General features: G+C 34.5%; 15 protein-coding genes. 9 read left to right on the top strand and 6 right to left on the bottom strand.

The genetic code is table 11. The annotated features are described in order from the left end of the window. Positions 1-118: 118 nt before the first annotated feature. Positions 119-1,237: a peptide MFS transporter gene (locus tag OPR50_RS05370; protein WP_265023900.1), complete on the bottom strand. Its 1,119-nt coding sequence runs from the start codon at positions 1,235-1,237 to the stop codon at positions 119-121. Then, entirely contained in the window at positions 1,230-1,583 is a 354-nt protein-coding gene (locus tag OPR50_RS05365; protein WP_265023899.1) for a hypothetical protein, read from the bottom strand. The genes OPR50_RS05370 and OPR50_RS05365 overlap by 8 nt, the downstream gene beginning before the upstream one ends. Positions 1,584-1,759: 176 nt before the next feature. On the opposite strand from OPR50_RS05365, the gene OPR50_RS05360 reads away from it, so the two are divergent. Continuing rightward, positions 1,760-5,014 carry an isoleucine--tRNA ligase gene (locus OPR50_RS05360; protein ID WP_265023898.1) on the top strand — a complete coding sequence of 1,085 codons (3,255 nt, stop codon included), beginning with the start codon at positions 1,760-1,762 and terminating at the stop codon, positions 5,012-5,014. 68 nt (positions 5,015-5,082) lie between these two features. Further along, entirely contained in the window at positions 5,083-7,803 is a 2,721-nt protein-coding gene (locus tag OPR50_RS05355) for a hypothetical protein (RefSeq protein WP_264339381.1), read from the top strand. Here the strand turns inward: OPR50_RS05355 and pheT are convergent. Both pheT and OPR50_RS05345 read right to left on the bottom strand, forming a co-directional pair. Continuing rightward, the gene (gene pheT, locus OPR50_RS05350) at positions 7,794-10,133 is read right to left on the bottom strand and encodes a phenylalanine--tRNA ligase subunit beta (RefSeq protein WP_264339382.1); all 2,340 of its coding nucleotides are present in this window, start codon (positions 10,131-10,133) and stop codon (positions 7,794-7,796) included. The genes OPR50_RS05355 and pheT overlap by 10 nt on opposite strands. Positions 10,134-10,253: 120 nt before the next feature. Next, a complete protein-coding gene (locus OPR50_RS05345; RefSeq protein ID WP_077188073.1) occupies positions 10,254-10,541 on the bottom strand; it encodes a hypothetical protein in 288 nt (95 codons plus the stop codon). A 229-nt stretch (positions 10,542-10,770) separates the two neighbouring features. Between OPR50_RS05345 and OPR50_RS05340 the strand changes: the two genes are divergently transcribed. From OPR50_RS05340 to OPR50_RS05315, 6 genes are read left to right on the top strand one after another with little or no spacing between them, the layout of a single operon-like run. Continuing rightward, positions 10,771-11,496, top strand: a complete 726-nt coding sequence (locus tag OPR50_RS05340; protein ID WP_264339383.1) for a F0F1 ATP synthase subunit A — start codon at positions 10,771-10,773, stop codon at positions 11,494-11,496. A 59-nt stretch (positions 11,497-11,555) separates the two neighbouring features. Continuing rightward, on the top strand, positions 11,556-11,783 hold the full coding sequence (locus tag OPR50_RS05335) for a F0F1 ATP synthase subunit C (protein WP_006014985.1): 228 nt from the start codon (positions 11,556-11,558) through the stop codon (positions 11,781-11,783). 3 nt (positions 11,784-11,786) lie between these two features. Beyond that, a complete protein-coding gene (locus OPR50_RS05330; protein WP_065094794.1) occupies positions 11,787-12,266 on the top strand; it encodes a F0F1 ATP synthase subunit B family protein in 480 nt (159 codons plus the stop codon). An 8-nt stretch (positions 12,267-12,274) separates the two neighbouring features. Further along, positions 12,275-12,751, top strand: coding sequence for a F0F1 ATP synthase subunit B family protein (locus tag OPR50_RS05325; RefSeq protein WP_065094793.1), 477 nt, complete (start codon positions 12,275-12,277; stop codon positions 12,749-12,751). Between the two features lie 14 nt (positions 12,752-12,765). After that, on the top strand, positions 12,766-14,364 hold the full coding sequence (locus OPR50_RS05320) for a glycosyltransferase family 2 protein (protein WP_320110177.1): 1,599 nt from the start codon (positions 12,766-12,768) through the stop codon (positions 14,362-14,364). Next, entirely contained in the window at positions 14,322-15,596 is a 1,275-nt protein-coding gene (locus OPR50_RS05315; protein ID WP_265023896.1) for a COX15/CtaA family protein, read from the top strand. The genes OPR50_RS05320 and OPR50_RS05315 overlap by 43 nt, the downstream gene beginning before the upstream one ends. Here OPR50_RS05315 and OPR50_RS05310 read toward each other — a convergent pair. Both OPR50_RS05310 and OPR50_RS05305 read right to left on the bottom strand, forming a co-directional pair. Further along, positions 15,545-17,521: an acetyl-CoA carboxylase biotin carboxylase subunit gene (locus tag OPR50_RS05310; protein ID WP_265023895.1), complete on the bottom strand. Its 1,977-nt coding sequence runs from the start codon at positions 17,519-17,521 to the stop codon at positions 15,545-15,547. The two genes, OPR50_RS05315 and OPR50_RS05310, sit on opposite strands and share 52 nt — an antisense overlap. Before the next feature lie 72 nt (positions 17,522-17,593). Continuing rightward, positions 17,594-18,349: an ankyrin repeat domain-containing protein gene (locus OPR50_RS05305; RefSeq protein ID WP_265023894.1), complete on the bottom strand. Its 756-nt coding sequence runs from the start codon at positions 18,347-18,349 to the stop codon at positions 17,594-17,596. A gap of 149 nt (positions 18,350-18,498) precedes the next feature. On the opposite strand from OPR50_RS05305, the gene gltX reads away from it, so the two are divergent. After that, entirely contained in the window at positions 18,499-19,929 is a 1,431-nt protein-coding gene (gene gltX, locus OPR50_RS05300) for a glutamate--tRNA ligase (RefSeq protein ID WP_265023893.1), read from the top strand. The last annotated feature ends 391 nt before the right edge of the window (positions 19,930-20,320 follow it).

Here is a 20,320-nt window from a genome sequence, read left to right as displayed (position 1 = left end):
AATCTTAAGCAAAGAGTATTGAAAAAATGCAATCATAATCTTTTTCAAAAGTTACAAAGTTTAATTGCTACCTCTGCTGAACGGGTACCTTAAACCTACAAATTTGAGCTTACCTATATCAATTTTTTGTACAAGATGAGTTAGTAACAACTTTATGTATAAAATTGAAGAAGAATAAAAATACAATAACGAGCATTAAATTAAATATTCCCACCTTTAAAAAACCCTCTTTATATATTTCTAAAGATTCTAAATAATTTATTTTACCATTTACTGAAGGAACTGACATAAATTTTGATATTGCAACTCCGGCTAGGTTAGAAAACGCTAATGACAGCATTACTATACCCATCACTACTCCTCTAAGGTTTTTGGGGGCTAGTGTAGTTGCTTGTTCTTGGACTAATGGAGCAATACATAATTCTCCCAGTCCCATAAAGGAGATAGCAATTATTAAATATAAGTATTCTACTTTACCTTCAATGTTAGAGTTTAAACATCCTATGTACAGTGTGAAAAAACACATAGCCATTGTCAGAAGGCCAAGGGTAAACATGGAAGTTGCATATTTTTGCTTAAACTTCATGTATGTTCCAAAAAGAAAGCCAAATATTATAATTGACAAAGGATTTATGGCTTGAGAAACTGAAGCTGGGATTGTTATACCTAATACATTGTTAATAACGTTTCTTTCGGTGAATAAGTTAACCAAAGAGCCAAGCTGCATTTCTAAAGCAAAAAAACACAAGAAAAATACCACAAGAATAGATAATGCCACTAATTTTCGTCTTTGTTCTGCTGATAATTTAGATATTATATAAATAAATATGCCCAGAGCTGTTATTCCAATAAATATGAGCATATTAGTAAAAAATTCACTATGTATAAGCATTTTAGCAATTATTGATGATGACAGAAAGCTTCCTATCAATACTATACCAAAAATTTTAATCCCTAATATGCGCTTATTCATAAGCTCTGGATAAGGAGAAAGGCCGCTATCTCCTAAAAGATTCTGAAATTTGAGAAAAAAGATTAGCCCTATAGACATCCCAATACCAGCTAAACCAAAGCCGTAGTGCCAGCCAAACAAGTGGGCTACATAACCACATGAAATAGAAGCCAATATTGCTCCAATATTCACACCTACGTAAAATAAAGTAAAGCCTCTGCTACGTTCAGGATCGTCTTTGCCATAGCATGAACTAAGTAAGTTAGTTACGTTCCCTTTAAACATACCAGTACCTATGGCTAAGAGATAAACCTAAATATAATAAGCCTGGTTCAAACTTAACCAATGACATGCAAGCATGACCTGCTATCATCACTATCCCTCCAAGCAACACCATGTTGCGGAATCCCATCAACTTATCAGCTAAAAAACCTCCAAGTATTGGTATAGCATAACCTGTTGCAGCAAATAATGAGTAAATAGTAAAGGCCCTCTCATCAGTGAAACCTAAGTGAGAAGTCAAAAATAGGACCAAAAGTGCCCTCATTCCATAGTAAGAGAAACGTTCCCACATTTCAACAAAGCACAACATTTTTAAAAATTGTGGAAACTTATCTGTCTTCTGATCCATAAAATACCCCTAAAGCTTTGGTTAATGTTAAGTAAAACAATAAAAACTGCAAGTAAAACTTAAAAAAAGGTATTGGAAGCTCGGCAGAATAGTTTGTTGGGGTGTGAGCTACGGAAATATTTTTGAATTTGTAATTTTTCAGAAAGCCCTATATTCTTTAGTTTTACATAGCGAACATGAAGTCAAAGCATTATCCTGATACAGTAAGTAGTCCTGATTTTTTATCGTTAGAAAAGGAAATCATAAAATTTTGGCAGGAAAACAAAGTTTTTGAGCGGTCAGTTGAAGAACGTTCCAAGGATAATTGTTTTGTCTTTTACGATGGGCCTCCGTTTGCAAATGGACTTCCGCATTATGGACATTTACTCACTGGTTTCATCAAAGACGCATTTGCAAGATATCAAACTATGCTTCAAAAAAGGGTTGAACGTAGATTTGGCTGGGATTGCCATGGATTGCCGGCTGAGATGGGTGCAGAAAAAGAACTTGGAATATCTGGTAGAACTGAGATAGAGAAGTTTGGTATAGATAAATTTAACGATCATTGCCGTACTTCTGTGATGAAATTTTCATCAGAGTGGGAGAAGTATGTAAATAGGCAAGCAAGGTGGGTAGACTTTCACAATGACTATAAGACTATGGATAAATCATTCATGGAGTCGGTCATGTGGGCATTCAAGCAGCTTTATGATAAGGGTCTGGTGTATGAATCAGTGCGCGTTGTACCATATAGCTGGGCATGCGAAACTCCATTATCTAATTTCGAAACAAGGCTTGATAACGCGTATAGAGAAAAAGTTAGCAAAGCTGTAACTGTTGCATTTGAGCTTTTAGAAAACCCACAGCAATTTAAAAGTGTTAAACGAAAGTGTAAATTACTTGCTTGGACTACAACTCCTTGGACGTTGCCGAGCAACTTGGCTTTAGCAATAGGAAAAGATATTAAGTATTGTGCAGTGTCAGTCCACCCTTTGATGTCATTCCAGCGCGTGACGCTGGAATCTATTTCTGGATCCCAGTGTCTGGGCACTGGGATGACAGGGAGTAGTGAAGGAAGTTCAATGAATGGTGAAATATACATTTTTGCTGAAAGCTACTTAGAGAAATTTATCAGCCACCCTGAACAAAACAATATTCCATATGAAAACTGCAATATAAAACTTAAAGCGAATGATCTTGCAGGTCTTTCTTACAAACCACTGTTTGACTATTTTAAAGACACAAAAAATGCATTTCGCGTTTTTATTGCTGATTATGTGACGGAAGAAGATGGTACTGGCGTTGTGCATACTGCTCCTGGATTTGGTGAGGAAGATTTTTACCTTTGCCAAAGCCATGATATTCCAGTTATTTGTCCAATTGATAACAGTGGAAAATTTACTGCTGAAATTTCAGATTTGGCAGGGGTTCATGTTTTTGATACCAATGATACAGTAATAAAAAAATTAAAAGAGCAAGGGAATTGGTTTAAAACTGAACAATATATTCACAATTATCCACACTGCTGGAGAACTGACACTCCTTTGATCTATCGCACTATGCCTTCTTGGTATGTTGCTGTTACAAAATTCAAAAGCAGAATGGTAGAGCTAAATAAGAGAGTTAATTGGATACCAAACCACATTAGAGATGGTCAATTTGGAAAATGGCTTGAAGGGGCACACGACTGGTCAATTTCACGCAATCGATTCTGGGGTACACCAATCCCTGTATGGAAATCAGACGATGCGAGATATCCAAGAGTAGATGTATATGGTTCAATAGAAGAACTGGAGAGAGATTTTAATGTTAAAATAGACGACTTGCACAGACCATTTATCGATACTTTAACAAGACCAAATCCTGATGATCCAACAGGAAAATCAGTTATGCGCCGTGTACCTGACGTGTTTGACTGCTGGTTTGAATCTGGCTCGATGCCATTTGCGCAAATCCACTATCCGTTTGAAAATAAGGAGTGGTTTGAATCTGCGGATTTTATCACTGAATACATAGCGCAAACCAGGGGGTGGTTTTATACGCTCTTTGTATTGTCCACTGCTTTGTTTGATAGGGAACCATTTAAGAACTGCATATGCCACGGTGTTGTTTTGGATGTAAAAGGGCAAAAATTGTCCAAACGTTTGAATAACTATGCAGATCCAATGGAGGTTTTTGATAGATACGGTTCTGATGCACTGCGTTTTCTTATGCTTTCTGGATCTATTGTTTGTGGTGGTAATTTGCTACTCGATAAAGAAGGAAACTCAATACGAGATGTTCTAAAAAATGTAATAAAACCTATTTGGAATAGTTATCACTTTTTTACTATGTATGCAAATGCAGATGGAATTAAAGCTGAAGTGTGTAAGGACTATAGAAGCACTATTGATCGTTACATGATTTCCAAGTGTTTTGAAGCTGTAGAAGGTATCCAAGCTTCTATGAACAACTATAACTCCCAAGAGGCTTGCAAAATTTTAATGAACTTTTTTGAAGTGCTAAATAATTGGTATATTCGTCGCAGTCGCGAGCGTTTTTGGAAAGGTGATTTGGATCAGGATAAAACTGATGCTTATAATGTTCTATATACGGTTTTTTATTACATACTAAGAGCTGCAGCTCCTTTGTTGCCACTTATAACAGAGAATATATGGCAAGGGCTTAAGTATGAAGAAACATCTGTTCATTTGGCTAATTTTCCACAATTAGAGAAGTTTGATAGTCAGCTCATTGCCAAAATGGATCTAGTGAGAGAGATATGTAACTCTGCACTCTCTATTAGAAACACTTTTAACATACGTATCAGACAGCCACTTGGCAGTATGAGGATTTATCATCAGTCTTCCTGTGGTTTTCTTGAAGGTGAATATCAAGAGATGATAAAAGATGAGGTAAATGTAAAAGAATTAGAAATAGTGGATAAGTTGAAAGAAGTTGCATCACTAGAGTTAAAACTCAACTTCCCTGTGCTTGGAAAGAGAGTTCCAGGCAAGATCAAGAAATTAGTTCAATACGTCAAAGAGGGAAAATGGAGGCAAGTTGGAAATGAACAGATATTTCTGGGAGACGAAACAGAGAACTATACTATAAAAAAAGGCGAATATGAACTATTATTAAAAGCAAACAGTGAATTCTCCTCTGTATTTGATAACAACAAAGGGGTTGTTATCCTAAACACTACTTTAAATGATGAATTGATTCTAGAAGGGCTAGCGAGAGATGTCGTGAGGCTCATTCAGGAAACTAGGAAACAAGCTGATTTTCATATATCAGATAGAATCAGAGTAATAATCAAAACAGAAGATGAGAAAATTAAGGAAGCAATAAATACGTGGTTTGAATATATAAAAGAGCAGACCCTTGCCTTATCTTTGGACATTAATACAGAAATTGGAACTAACTTCTATTCTAAGGAATATCAGGATTTAAGTGTTAGTATTGAGCGTTAAATTTTTAATAAAGTTGCAAGATTGTCAGTATTTATGCTATACTTAAGGTAATTGGATAAGGTTATAATATGAATAAAGCTGTTGCAGATGATTATGAAGAAGTTGTTAACAATAGTGGTGGTTTAGGTAAAGCAGAATCTGTTGTTACTTTGGAGGAGGAAGAAGAGTTTTTTGATGCTATGGAAGCTGTTTCTAATGTAGAAGAAGGGAATAATTTAGGTCTTGCTACTTCAGAAGAGGAAGAAGAATTTTTTGATGCTGTGGAAGAACAAGAGCCGTTAGCTAATTTTAACGTTCCACTCAGTATATTTCATTATAAAGATTATAACTCTGATTTTTTTACTTCCTGGTATAATATATCAAGCGAAATATTTAAGGAAATAAATAGAACTTGCCCAGAAAAGAAAATATTAAATTTAGCTCTGTCAGTTTTAATGCTTCCTTATATTGCTTTTACTGCACTGGGATTAGTCGTATGCAGTAGATTTCAAGCAAACAGCAAGACACAAGACAGTGTAGGGGAAGATAAGACAAAAAAGAGTGAAACTGGCGTGCCAAAAAGATTGGCATATGGTGTTCTTGCTGCAATAGCAATTTTTGTTAATATGGCTGTACTTGTAGCCTTAGTTGTTCCTGCAACAATTGCTTTGGCTACTTTTTATCTTTTAAATAGAGATTTATCTCACTCTTTAGTTACTGCTCTTAAAATAAGTATGGGGCGGTATTCTAATAAGCATCAAAATATTGAGGTGTCTTTTCATGAAAAGGAAGTTACTGGACCAAATATTGCGTGGGATATGGAAATAGAATTTCCACCGCAATTTAAACGATTGCTTAGAGATTTGTATGAAAATGAAAATAACAAGTGGTTTGATGTGACGCGGGATTCAGAGCATAGCATCGTACTGAAATTGTCAACTAACATCAATTTAAAAAATGGTCTTAAGCCCTTACGCAATGAAATCAAGGATGTGCTTGCAACTTCTATTCAGGAATTTGCGAAGACTATGGAAGAACTGATAAAGCTAGAAAAGAAAGAGATTACATATGATAAATTGAAGGAATTATTGAACGAATTCAAGTCGAAAGTGGTAGATAGTACAGGTCCTAATTTGACAAGTCACTTAATACAAAGTGCTTATCAAGTTGCCTTTATACAAGCAATTAAGTTTCAGCGAGATAGACGGGGAGAAGATTTTTCGCTGGAAGATGAGATAAAAAATTCTTTAGTGAGACAGGAATTAGAGAGCCAAGGTAAGGAATTACCAAGTAGAAAAGAGATTATAATAGAAGATTTGAAAAACGCAGGAATGGAAGTAGAAGACTCAAAAGATGATGAATTTTCTGTACATGAGGCGGAATGGAAAAAGCTTATAAAGGAAGGCGAAATAGTTAAAAGGACAGTAATTGATATTTATAAAAATAAGCATCTCCAAGCAACAGAGAAAGCCTTAGGTAATGCGAAAGAAGAAATTGAACGTTTAAGAGGAATAGGTCAAACAAGGTGTAACAATATATATAAGAAATTAAAAGAAATACATGAAAACAGTAGCTTAACAAATGACACCTTAAAAAGGGGGTTAGAAGACCTTTTTAAATTCGAATATGATGATCAAGAGATTGAGCGCAGGCTGATAAAATCAGTAATGAAAAAAGTTCAAGGTAAGTTAAGTCAATCAGATATACCGGATAAGGAGAAGCAAAGCCTAAGGAAGCAGCTTGAAGATTTAGAAAAAAAAGTAAAGGTTCCATCGGATAAGGAAGCTTCAGCTAAAATAAATGACTTTATAGAAAAGATGTATTTAGAAATAAAAAAATATAAAGTGCAAAGGTTACTTCGAGAACAAAAAAAGGGTGTTTTACGTTTATGCAAGAAATTAAGAAAATATGGTGAATCAGGTCTAGCAGAAATAATTGAAGCTTTTCGCGTGCAAGATGAAGGACATTTAGAAAAATCTACATTAGAACAAACACTCAAAGATCAAAATAAGCGTTTACAAGCTGAACAAAATAACAGGGAAAAAGGGCATCCGGGTACAAGATCAATAGAAGTGCTCTTAAAAAGGAATGAAGAAATTCTGAAAGCATTAAAACAGTTAGAATTAGGCAAAAAAGAATTATTGATAAATGAAGAAACAAAAAATGATTATAAAGAAGAACTAACGTCTCGTGAAAAAATAAAATTTGCAGTAATAGAAGATGATTTACTGAAGGTATTCAAGCTTGAAACTTTTGATGAAAAAGAAATCAAGAAGTTATTAGAAAGAGCAGAACTGGAGTACTGTTTAGCAGAAAAACGCATCAAATACCCTGTAATTAAAACAAAAGATAATATCAAACATTTTAGTCAAAATTTATTGTCTCCTTTGATAGACAATTTGACAAAAAATATAATAAATAATATACCAGGAAATAGTGAAGGTTGTATACAGAAAGTTAAGAACTGGAGTAAAGTTATGTTTGGTGCAATAAAGATTGGAGCATCAAATGCTTATAAAGAGACTACAGAGAGAAAAGCGTTAAATGTGGCACATAATACTTATAAAGAAGGAGAGACATTTCTTCAATGTTTTCAGTCAAATTATGAAGGTATTGGAGCCTTTTTAGGTAATTTATTTTCTGATGATGGGGTAACATTTAAAAATGATGTGTGGCCTAAAATAGAAGAGCATTTGCATGGAATGTGGGATAGATTTTTCAAGGATATTGAATTCAATATTGGAAATAAATTGGATGAAGTAAGTGTGACACAGCAACGGCAGGAAACTATGATTGTGACTCAACGATAAGTTCTCAAAGTTCCTCCGGTATTTTCACATACTAAATTAACTATAGCACTTGATTCTTTTTGGATCTCTTTTTCAGTTAAAGTGTGGATTGGAGAGCAAAAAGTAACTGACAACGCTATAGACATCTTATTCGGTTCTATATTATTTCCATGGTATACATCGAATATCAAAACTTCTGTGATGAGCTCTGAGCTTTTTTTTATCACATTGATTATGTTACCTACTTCCACATCCTTATTTACTATAAATGCAAAATCACGTTTTACACTTTGGTATTTATAATCGATAAATTTCTTTCTACTTACAGGTAAATTTTCAATATTTTCTAGTATTACCTCAAAACCTACAACTTTTTGCTTGATATCAAAAAGATCTAATATATTAGGATGCAACTCTCCAAAATAACCTGCTACTTTATTCTTAAAAGAGAGAGTGCCTGACTTTCCTGGGTGGTAATGTTCTTTTTCTGCTTTCTCTATCGTTAAATTATCACAATTAACGTTAAAAAACTCCAAAGCTGCTATGCAATCAGCCTTTGCGTCAAAAACATCTACTTTCCTATCAGTATTATAATGGTTTCGCGGTAAATTATTTCCTGACCTAATTCCACTTAAAACATACTTAGACTGAGCTTCACCATCGTAAATCGGCCCGATTTCGAAGATTGCAAGATCAGATATTCCATGGGCAATATTATCAGCAGTAACTTGCAATAAATTTGGCATAATACTTGGTCTCATTATATTAAAGCTATTGTTAAACGGATTATCGATGATAAATAACTTATTCGAGTAACCAAATTTTTCAGCTGTTGATTCACTCATAAACGACCAGGTTAGCACTTCATGAAACCCTCTGTTTGTCATCAAAATACGCAAATTGTCGTATGTACTATCTACTTCTTCAACATTATTTGGTAGTGGTTCTTCTTTTATTTTGTCATAGCCGTATATCCTTGTTACTTCTTCGATTAGGTCAGCCGGTATTGTCACGTCCGGTCTCCAGCTTGGTACTTGTACATTCCAATTGCCTTCGGTTTTTTTATCAATACTAAACCCTAGTTTCGTTAAGATATCAAGCACTTCATCAGGCGATACAGACACACTTCCAAACTTGTTCACATCCTGATAATCAAAGCTCACCTTGGTGTCAGCACTATCTAAACTGCCAGCAGACACTACGCTTGAGGTTTCTCCACCACATAAGTCCAGAATCATTTTAGCTGCAAGGTTGAGTCCATCAAAAGTAAATCCAGGATCAACTGAACGTGCAAATCTGTAACTAGCGTCTGTGGAGATGCCGAGCTGCCTTGAAGATTTAGTAATAGAGATGGGATCGAACCAAGCAGACTCTAAAAAGATATCAGTAGTTTCAAGAGTACATTCACTGCACTTACCACCTATAATTCCAGCAATTCCATGAATATTTTTATCACCTGCAATAACGCTTATGTCTTTGTTTAATAAGTATTCTTTACCGTTCAAACCAGCAAATTTTTCTCCGTCGTTTGCTTTGCGTACTGTGAGCTCTCCTTCTATTTTTTTTGCATCATACGCGTGCATTGGGCGGCTGAAAGATATCATAATATAGTTCGTGATATCAACTATTGCAGAAATGGAGCGCATTCCTATCGATTCCAGCCTATCTTTTAACCATTTTGGGCTTTCTTGATTTTTTACATTGGCGATGTATATTCCACTAATAAAACTTTCCCCGTCAGTAACTTCAACATCGATTGGTGAATTTATGGAGCTGGTAAGTTGTGGAATGCTTAAAGTCTTTAATGTCCCAATTCCAGTTGCAGCAAGGTCGCGAGCTATTCCATAAATGCCTAAGCAATCTCCACGGTTTGGAGTAACATTTATATCAATTACAGGGTCACAATTGAAAAATTTATCCCCTACTTTATAATCATCGGAAAGCTCGATTATTCCTTCACTTTCCTCTTGAACCAGCGCAAGTTCAGAAGCAGAGCAGAGCATCCCTTCACTTAGCATTCCTCGTATTTTTGTGGACTTAATTGTGAGATCACTTTCTGGCAACGTGCTACCAAGAGATGCAAGTACAGTTTTCATACCTTCTCTAACATTGTTTGCTCCACAGACTATTTGTAGAATTTTACTTCCATCATTTACTTTACATAATTTTAATTTATCAGCATTTGGATGAGGTACGACTTCTAATACCTCTGCAACAATAAACCCAGTCAATCTGGAATTATCGATCACATCTTCTACTTCTAACCCTATGTGAGTTAATTTATCGGTAATTTCTTCTAAACTAGCATTGGTTTCTAAGTGTTCTAATAACCAAGATAATGTGAATTTCATGGACCTAAAAAGAAGTGAAAAAGTTATTGTAATGTAAAATGTAGTGATTTTAAAGCTTATTGTAGTGGAATGAAAAGTGACTTCTGTATCACAAGCAATGATGCAGAAGTTTTTGTAACTTTATATCTTCTTGTAAAGAGAATTTATCTTCTTTATATCACCTTTTAAATCTATCTCCGTAAAGGATTTAAGATTCATATTGTGGGTATCTGCATGGAAGCTATGAATGTAGCCATCTATAGTTAAGTCTCCTATCATATTATGGCTTTCATCTAGTATTTCGCTTCCTATTTGATAATGGCCAGTATATTCGTTAAAGGAACCATCTGTCAATTTGATGTATCCGTTACCAAATTCCTGCTCTAAATTTAAAGGATGATTAGCGTTAATAAAATCTATTTCGTTCATTATATACCTCACTAAAAATTAAATTATAATTAAAATAAGATGTTAAGTTAAATAATTTAATAAGATTAGTAAATTTTAAAATACAGAGCTGACTGTAATTAACACTCTAATTACATATTTTGTTAATGTATCAATGTTATAATAACACAGAGCCTTATCTTAACCCTTGACTTTGTCCTATAAAATTCATACTTTATTTACTGTTATAGTTCAAGTACATAGGGTCAAAATGGCGTTAAATCCGCTAGAGCAATTTAAAGTATATACAATAATAGAGTTACCTAGGTTATTTGGGTATGACGTAAGCTTTACCAATTCATCTTTTTTCACGATGATTTCGGTGATATTGATGATACTCTTTTTGCTTTTTGGAATAAAGAAGGGGGCAGTAATACCAGGATATTTGCAAGCTGCAGTTGAGTATGTATATGATTTTGTTATTTCAATAATAGAAAATAACACTGGAAGCAAAGGCTTGCAGCACATTCCATTGATATTTACAGTGTTTATTTTCATTTTATCGTGTAATTTAGTTGGTGTTCTTCCTTATAGTTTCACGGTCACAAGTCATGTGATAGTCACCTTCGCTTTATCGATGGTGGTTTTTATTTATATAACGATTGTTGGATTTAAAGAAAGGGGAGTAGAATTTTTACGCATATTGCTACCAAAAGGAACTCCTTCGTGGCTTGCACCTATAATAATTATTATTAAGTTGTTTGCTTATTTAGTAAGGCCGGTTAGCCTATCAATAAGGCTTGCAGCAAATATGATTGCTGGTCATACAATCATCAAAGTGATAGCAGGGTTTATTGTAAATATGAACATATTTTTCACTCCTGCGCCGTTTTTGTTCATAATTGCATTGATAGGATTTGAAGTATTTGTTGCAATTTTACAAGCTTATATATTTACTATATTAACATGTGTATATTTGTCAGATGCAGTAAAGTAATTGACTTCCTTGTAGAATATTTTACAATTATATTATAAAGAAATAATTAAAGGTAATATATGGATTTAGTAGCTTTAAAATTTATAGCAATTGGTTTAGCTGTGTTTGGAATGCTCGGTGCTGGTTTAGGTATAGCTAATATCTTCTCTGCTATGTTAAATGGGATTGCGAGAAACCCTGAATCAGAAGGTAAAATGAAAAGTTATGTTTATATTGGTGCTGCCATGGTTGAAATCATGGGATTGCTTGCGTTTGTACTTGCAATGTTATTAATATTTGCTGCTTAACAGATGCCACAGCTTGATGTTTCAACCTTCTTTTCTCAAGTTTTTTGGTTTTTAATTTTTTTCTCTTCACTTTTTTTCGTAGTAAGTTGTTTATTTTTGCCAAAGTTAGATGAAATAATAAGCACTAGAAGTAAAGAAGTATTGGATTCTTTTAATAGTTCTGTTCATCTTTTAAGACTCACGGAAGATCAGGTTGCCAAGTATAATGCCGCTTTAAACCAAGCTAGAATACAGGCAAAAAAAATCATAGATGATGCACTTGCTCAGGTAGAAGAAATGAGAGCTAATGTTAAGAATATATTAGAAGAGGAAGATAAAAAAAAGAGCAAGCTTATTGAAAAAAAAGTGGCAGAATTTAAATCTGAATATACTGATCAGTTAAAACAAATGGCTACTAGTATTGCTTTAATTTATTATACTAAATTGACTAATTCTGAAATTGAAGAGGAATTTATTGCTGACTTGGTGTCCAAAGAATTTTAGGGGTTTTTATGTCTACATCACTGATTATCGGTCTTGCCTTCTTGGTAAGTTTTGTCCTTTCGTATAAATTGCTAAAGAAAGTGATAAAAAATGCGCTTAACAATAAGCGTAACAAAAGCAAATTTTCAAGTGAAGAAACTGAAAAATTCAGGAAAGATATGTTGGAGTATTACAAAAAATCTTCTAAAAAATACAAAGAATTAGATGCAGAAGTTAATAAAATGATGAATGAAGCACTTGATAAAGCTAATAGTATCATTAAGCACAATAGACAGCAGCTAGATCAGACATTAGATGACAATGCCCATTCTAACTTGAAGAAAGTCACTGACCAAGTTGAAAAAGCTCTTGGAGATTTACAGGCTAACACAGCGAATATAGCTGCTGATGCTGTAAAAAAAATAATGCATGAACGTAAAGATGATAAGCGTAGTAGCGAGGTCATATCTTCATTTTCACGTGACTTAAATAAAAAATTGCATTAGGTTCAATGCAACAATTGCCTATACTTCAAGCTGATAATGTAGAAAAAATTAAGTTTGATTCTAGTTTGTGCAAAGAGCCAGAGAAACTTTTTTACTATAAATTTAATATAATTCCTTGGCAAAAATTAAATAATACTACTTTTTTTATGGTTGAAGACACAAGCCGAGATATCAACCGTTGGGTCGAAGCTCATTACGGTATTGACTATGTATTAATAAAAGTGGATAGCGAACAGATTTTAAATCTTCTTAACTCGCACTTTGGTATTTCAGAATTTGCAAGCAACTACTTATATTACAAGAATCCTAATTTTTCAGCCAAAAGCATTAAACTAAGCTCAATATTTTTTGCTTCTTTCTTTATTGTAACTTCAATTTTAACACTAACAGAGAAATATACATATTTTGCTTTGATGTTGATATTTATAATCGGATGTTCTAGCTATTTATTCAAGTTTATAGCTACAATTTTTAACTTATGTGAAACCTCCAACCAAAAAGTGGATTATAGTAAGCTGAGTGAAGAAGATTTTCCTATATATACTATTTTATTGCCTGCTTTTAAAGAAAGTGCAGTGATAGAGCAATTGGTTGAAAGCATTGAAAGTTTGGATTATCCAAAATCAAAATTAGATGTGAAGCTTCAGGTAGAAAGTGATGACCAAGAAACGCTAGCAGCTATAGAAAAGTACACTTTACCGCAGTATTTTGAAGTAATAAAAGTGCCTTATTCTTTGCCTAGAACAAAAGCCAAGTCATGCAATTATGCTATGAGCTTTGCTAGAGGAAAGTATGCAGTAATATATGATGCGGACGATAAACCAGACCCATTGCAGTTAAAAAAAGCACTGATTGAATTTAATAAGGGCGACGATAAGCTTGCCTGTGTACAAGCAAAATTAAATTACTATAATTGTGATTATAATTTTCTTACACAATCCTTTTCTCTGGAGTATATGAACTGGTTTCAATACTTATTGCCTGGATTCCAAAAAATGAACATGCCAATGCCTTTGGGTGGTAGCAGTAATCATTTTTCAGTAAAAATTCTAAAAAAAGTGTTTTTCTGGGATGCTTACAGTGTTACCGAAGATGCTGACCTCGGTTTGAGACTTGCGCAAATGGGATATAAAACCAGGATGATTGACTCAGAAACATTGGAAGAGTCACCAATTGTTGTATTTGCTTGGATTAAGCAAAGAGCGCGCTGGATCAAAAGCTATATGCAAACTTATATTGTTCATTTAAAAAATATAAAGTCACTTTATAAACACACTGGATTTAAGGGAATTTTGCTATTGAATCTTTTTGTTGGTTCTGCAGCTTTTATATTTTTTACTACTCCATTTTTACTGCTTTCATTGATATTAACTAAAGTTTTAAATGAATTATTTTTGTACTACTTTGTAGTGGTATACGTTACTAACCTGATTCTTTTGGTAATAGCTGTCAAACAGCAAAAGATGCCTTTTTATTTTTATATAGTATCGATATTTTTTCCGGTCTATAGTCTGCTACATAGTGTTGCAGCTTTTCTTGCCTTATGGGAATTTATTCTTTACACTGAGCGATGGAACAAAACTCAGCATGGTTTATGGAAGCAAAACCTGTAGCTATTTGGCTTTTTCTCTGCTCGGTCATGGTAATTCTCATGGTAGGGATTGGTGGATTTACCAGACTTTCAAAAGCAGGATTGTCAATCACGGAGTGGAAACCAATTACTGGAACATTACCACCACTGAGTGAACAAGACTGGCTACAAGAAAAATTAAAATACGAAGCTACACCTGAATATAAAGCACTTAACTATGGTATGAGTATGGAGGAGTTTCGCGCTATATACTTAATAGAATATGTACACAGATTGGTTGCAAGACTAACAGGTTTAGTTTTTGTCCTGCCATTTATATATTTTACATTAAGAAGAAAAATATCTAAAAAGGTAGTAATAAAGCTATGTGTGGCATTATTATTTGGAGCTTTACAAGCTTTTGCTGGTTGGTATATGGTTAAAAGTGGTTTAGTAACTGAACCTCATGTTAGCCACTATAGGCTTGCACTTCACTTATTATTAGCATTAATTATCTTTGCATTATTGTCATATCAATTTTTTGATTACCAAATATGGATCCCAGTGTTACGTACACAACTATACGAACATTGCAGTATAAGAGTAATTTTCACCAAGAAAGATGTCATCCCAGTGCCCAGACACTGGGATCCAGAAAACTTAACTTTAAATAAGTGGCTGCATAGTAAAAGCTGGATTCCAGTGTCAGCTACTTTCATGACACCATTTGCTGTGCAATTTATTTTCAAAAGTAAGCGTTCGTACAGTTATGTGTCAGCTACTCGGATGACAGGATTTCAATCTACTAACAGTAGTATATATTACACAATACTTATTCTGATTCTAATTGTAATACAAATAATTTTCGGCGCATTTGTTGCGGGATTAAATGCTGGTTTGATTTACAATACCTTTCCACTAATGGACGGACAAGTCGTTCCAGAAGATTTATTTTTCTTACAGCCTATATGGCTGAATATCTTTGAGAACAGAGCGACAGTGCAATTTATACATCGAGCACTGGCATTGCTAATACTAACTTTGGTAGTAATACTCACAGTAAAAAATGCTAGCGTAAAACCGGTATATATTATGCTGCTCTCCATCATCATTCAGATAATTTTAGGAGTGGTTACTCTTTTGTTACACATACCAATAGCCATTGCCATAGCTCATCAAGTGTTTTCATTTATCTTGTTTGGGTCAAGTTTGTACTTCTTGTGTTATTTAAGAAAGCAGACTACATCACCGATCTGCACATTTTTTCCTTCTTGAACGGGAATATTTTTTATCACCATTGCTGCTTCAGCACATATGATATTTTCCATTTTCATTGCCTCCACCACAAATAAAGGTTGTCCTATTTCCACCTGATCTCCTACATTTACGTGTAATTTAACTAATAAACCAGATATTGGGGATTTTACAGCATCTGCTGAAATCCCTTCTGTTTCATTATTTAGCATTAACTTACTTAATTCAGCTACATGAGGTTTAAATATACAACAATCAGCTTTCATACCTGCATGTCTTATGAAGTATTTACTGCCTTGTTTTTCTACTTTAAATGTTATATCAGCATCATCATTAATTGTAATATATAGTAACTCATGACTTGATTTCCACTTACCACTTACAGAATATACGTTATGGTTGTATATTGTTATTAACGTATTATCTTGGTACTTTACGTTTACAGAGTACTCATTGTCATTTATTACAACTACAAGCGTTTCATTCACTGCCTTATGATAATACCTTTCTTCATTTTCTAAATGAACATATAACGTAGTGAAAATAAATATTTTAATATACTCTTCTGTAATAAAATCGCCGTGAAACCCACTAGGGTAATGATCTGGAATGAATCTCGTATGGAGCTTTGCTGCGATAAAATTTGGGTGATGGAAGATGGATTCTAGAAATTCTATATTATTTGTTACTCCTTCTATATAGCATTCAGACAATGCTTTTTGCATTCTGCTAATCGCTTCTACTCTATCTTTTCCATATGTTATAACTTTTGCAATCATTGAGTCATAGAACGTGCTAATTTCTGAACCTGCAGCAACTCCATCATCTATTCTTACATAATCATTTTCACCCGGTTTATCGTAATATTTTATTCTTCCGCTGGAAGGGAAAAATTTCTTCGATGGGTCTTCAGCGCAAATTCTACTTTCTATTGCAGAACCAGTAAGTTTAATATCATCCTGATTGAATCTCAATTTCTCTCCACAGGAAGTTCTAATCATTTCTTCTACTATGTCTATTCCAGTTATAAATTCTGTTACTGGATGCTCAACTTGCAATCTCGTATTTACCTCAAGAAAATAGAAGTTTTGGTCTTTATCTACAACAAACTCAACAGTGCCTGCTGAAAAATAGCCAACTTGCTTTGCCAGAGAAACACATTGAACATACATTTTTTGTCTTACTTCTTCACTAATGAATGGACTTGGCGTTTCTTCTATTATTTTCTGATTATTCCTTTGTATCGAGCATTCTCTTTCTCCAAGACAAACTATATTGCCATATTTATCTGCTATGATTTGTATTTCAATATGTCTTGGTAGTTCTATATATTTCTCTATAAAGATACTGCCATCCTTAAAACTTTTCTCTGCTTCATTTGTTGCTGATGTGAACGCTAGTTCAATTTCTTTTTTGGAATTTACAATTCGCATTCCTTTGCCACCACCGCCTGATGCAGCTTTGAGCATAACGGGAAAACCGATCTCTTCAGCAACTTGAGCTGCATGGGCAGCATCGCTGATCTTACCCATATATCCTGGCACTACATTTACTCCAGCTTTTTTTGCCGCTTCTTTTGCTGTTATTTTGTTGGCTGTAACTTCTATTGTTTCTGCACTGGGGCCGATGAAGTCTATATTATGTTTTTGAAGAGCACGTGGAAAATCTGGATTTTCTGCTAAAAAACCATAGCCAGGATGAACCGCCTCAGCACCTGTTTCAACTGCTACTTCACATATTTTTTCAATGTTTAAATAACTGAGGCAAGATGGCGAAGGGCCGATATATCTTGACTCATCTGCTTGTCTTACATGCACAGAATTTACATCTGCATCCGAGTATATGCACACACAAGATATACCCATCTTATGGGCAGTTCTGATAATCCTGCAGGCAATCTCTCCTCTGTTTGCTATTAAAATCTTACTGTACTTCTTTTCTATCATCGTATGAGTATACTTTCTGAAGTTAAGAAAGTAAATTTCTATATCATTGCCTGCAAGTAATTTCTAACTTCATCAAACACCCAAACTTTCTCCTGCAAGTTGTACATTAGCATTTTCCACTAAAGTGCTTTCGTTATGCAAGGCATGTATCTCGCTACATGCTTTAACTGACAGGTATTTGACTCCGCCAGAAGCTATTGCAACCATCGAGCTTAGTGCAAAAGATTGAGAAACTAAAAATAAAAAGTATAAAGACAAACATAAAGCAGCGATACATGCTATCGCTCCTATTATATATAAGCACAGGTGAAACTTCTGGTTACATATAAAGCTGTCTTTTATGCCTGCGATTTGCTTAATTTCTTTCTGTTGTGCAGCATTTAAGTAATAAAAAGGAGTTTCCCTCTTCTTATTAAAAGCATAGCCTTTACTGCAGAGCGCATCTTTAATATATTTTTTATTACATTTGAGTTCCTCTTTCAATCTGCTTACTTCTTTCCGATCTCCAGCTTCTTCTGCTTTCGTAATTTTGTTATTAGCTTCCTTCTCTAAGTCATTCACAATCTCTTGTACTGCAGGCAGCAAAATTCCACTTCTTGCTGCTTCATGAAATGGATTATCTCCATATTCATTATGCGCAGTTACAGAAGCAATGTTCTTCTTACAAATGTCTACAAATTTACCTTTGTTTTGTATTCTTGCAGCTAAATGCAGGAGATTATCTGCCTGTACTCTTTGTTTTGTTTTATCAAAAGGGCCGGTGTAACGCCAATTGATATTAGCTTCATTATCTGAAAGCAATTTTGCTATATCTACAAGTCCATCCATAACTCACCTCACTATATTCAACCAATACTAAATTATACAACACAATTTATGAAAAACAAGTAAATTTTATCTCTCAGAACAAATAAATTCTAAATTGTTACAAACATAAATTTTAGCTATCATCATTTACATTACTGTAACAGACAAATATGCCAGGTATAGTCACGAGATTTGCTCCATCACCAACAGGATTTTTGCACATTGGAGGAGCTCGTACTGCGTTATTTAATTGGCTCTATGCAAAGCATCATGGTGGCAGGTTTTTGCTAAGAATTGAGGACACCGACAGAAAACGTTCAACACAAGAAGCAATTGATGCAATTATAGAAGGGCTAAGATGGCTCGGTGTGAGCTGTGATGGGGAAATAGTATATCAGTCAAAAAGAATAGAGCGGCATAAAGAAGTAGCAAACCTTTTAGTTGAGAAGGGTAGGGCGTATCACTGTTATTGCCCTGAAGATGAAGTTGCAGAAAAGAAAATAAAAGCAAGAGAAGAGGGCAAGATATACAAGCATAAATGTACTACAAAACCTCCTTCTTGTCATCCAAGTAGCCGACACTGGGATCCAGAAGAAAATATGTGGTCACGCGCTGGAATGACATCCGGTGTGAGGTCAGTTATCCGTTTCAAAGTGCCAGACTCACAAGAGATCGTCATTGATGATAAAATATACGGCCAAATCAAAGTAAATAGCAACCAGCTTGATGATATAGTGATCTTACGCTCTGACAACACTCCAACATATATTTTTGCTGTCGTAATTGACGATCATGATGCTGGAATAACTGATATAATACGCGGTTCTGACCATCTCACTAATACCTTTAAACATCTGCTAATATACCAGGCTCTTGATTTTGACATTCCACGCTTTGCACATGTGCCGCTTATCCATGGGGAAGATGGGAATAAGCTATCCAAAAGGCATGGTGCCACAAGCGTTTGCGATTATGAAAAGATGGGAATATTGCCAAAAGCGATGCGTAATTACTTGCTGAGACTTGGCTGGAGTCACGGCAACGATGAGATTACTAGCGATGAGCAAGCAATAGAGTGGTTTAATTTAGAAAGTATTGGTCGTTCACCTGCACGGCTCGATTTCAAAAAACTGGAGCATTTGAATAACCACTATATTAGTAATATGAGCAATGAAGATATTCTGACTCTAATGCTTAGAGAAAATACTCTAACTGACAAAAAAAAGGGCTATTTACTGCAGGGACTGACAGAGCTAAAAAAAAGAGCAAACTACCTGACCGAATTATTGGATTTAGCAAAATTTTATATTCAAGATCCGCCACTTGATTTAAGTGAAGAGGCTGAGCAAATTGTCAAATCTAACCTCGATATAATCAAGTTACTCGCGTCATTTCTGTCAAAGATCGGTGATGAAAATTGGAATAAGGATTTTTTATCTTCTCAGATCAAGGAATGTGCAAAATTGCACGATATGAAAATAAGCGATGTATACCACTCATTACGCGCCCCTATAACTGGAGTAATGGATGCACCTGGAATCATTGATATCATGGTGATTCTTGGTAAAGATGAGTGTATAAGAAGGTTACAAGCAATTTAAATGAAATAAGAAAATTTCTTGACAAGCTTTGCCAGCCCCTTTATCATGACAGTGAAGCTATTGTATTTGCTTTCGCCAATCTGCAGATTAAAAGGTAAGGATTACTTAATGTATCGGCGTCTTATGTTCAATTTTTTGCAGTATATAGATACTGTATGTCTTTACAAAACTTCATCTACATCTAGATTTTTATCTAAATAAGCTGAACGCGCTTATAAAGCGTTACAAGACATCAAAAAATGCCAATACTCGACAGAGATAGTAAAAGACTAGCTAACTCGGGGATTCTTTGTCTTTTTTTCTGCTTAGTAAATTTCTTAAACATTTGCAGCGTAAGTTAGTTGCAATTAAAAGCAGCTGAATTTCGCTTGTCAAGCGTTTAAAACATAAA

Source organism: Wolbachia endosymbiont (group A) of Epagoge grotiana (assembly GCF_947251775.1).
GTDB classification, from domain to species: Bacteria; Pseudomonadota; Alphaproteobacteria; order Rickettsiales; family Anaplasmataceae; genus Wolbachia; species Wolbachia pipientis.
This window is presented reverse-complemented; position numbering and strand designations above follow the sequence as displayed.

Bases quoted from the DNA above. Each gene is read 5' to 3' on its own strand.
- OPR50_RS05335 (WP_006014985.1), top strand. From the start codon at position 11,556: ATGGATTTAGTAGCTTTAAAATTTATAGCAATTGGTTTAGCTGTGTTT.
- pheT (WP_264339382.1), bottom strand. From the start codon at position 10,133: ATGAAATTCACATTATCTTGGTTATTAGAACACTTAGAAACCAATGCT.
- OPR50_RS05340 (WP_264339383.1), top strand. From the start codon at position 10,771: ATGGCGTTAAATCCGCTAGAGCAATTTAAAGTATATACAATAATAGAG.
- gltX (WP_265023893.1), top strand. From the start codon at position 18,499: ATGCCAGGTATAGTCACGAGATTTGCTCCATCACCAACAGGATTTTTG.
- OPR50_RS05345 (WP_077188073.1), bottom strand. From the start codon at position 10,541: ATGAACGAAATAGATTTTATTAACGCTAATCATCCTTTAAATTTAGAG.
- OPR50_RS05365 (WP_265023899.1), bottom strand. From the start codon at position 1,583: ATGGATCAGAAGACAGATAAGTTTCCACAATTTTTAAAAATGTTGTGC.
- OPR50_RS05330 (WP_065094794.1), top strand. From the start codon at position 11,787: ATGCCACAGCTTGATGTTTCAACCTTCTTTTCTCAAGTTTTTTGGTTT.
- OPR50_RS05305 (WP_265023894.1), bottom strand. From the start codon at position 18,349: ATGGATGGACTTGTAGATATAGCAAAATTGCTTTCAGATAATGAAGCT.
- OPR50_RS05315 (WP_265023896.1), top strand. From the start codon at position 14,322: ATGGAACAAAACTCAGCATGGTTTATGGAAGCAAAACCTGTAGCTATT.
- OPR50_RS05310 (WP_265023895.1), bottom strand. From the start codon at position 17,521: ATGATAGAAAAGAAGTACAGTAAGATTTTAATAGCAAACAGAGGAGAG.
- OPR50_RS05355 (WP_264339381.1), top strand. From the start codon at position 5,083: ATGAATAAAGCTGTTGCAGATGATTATGAAGAAGTTGTTAACAATAGT.
- OPR50_RS05360 (WP_265023898.1), top strand. From the start codon at position 1,760: ATGAAGTCAAAGCATTATCCTGATACAGTAAGTAGTCCTGATTTTTTA.
- OPR50_RS05325 (WP_065094793.1), top strand. From the start codon at position 12,275: ATGTCTACATCACTGATTATCGGTCTTGCCTTCTTGGTAAGTTTTGTC.
- OPR50_RS05370 (WP_265023900.1), bottom strand. From the start codon at position 1,237: ATGTTTAAAGGGAACGTAACTAACTTACTTAGTTCATGCTATGGCAAA.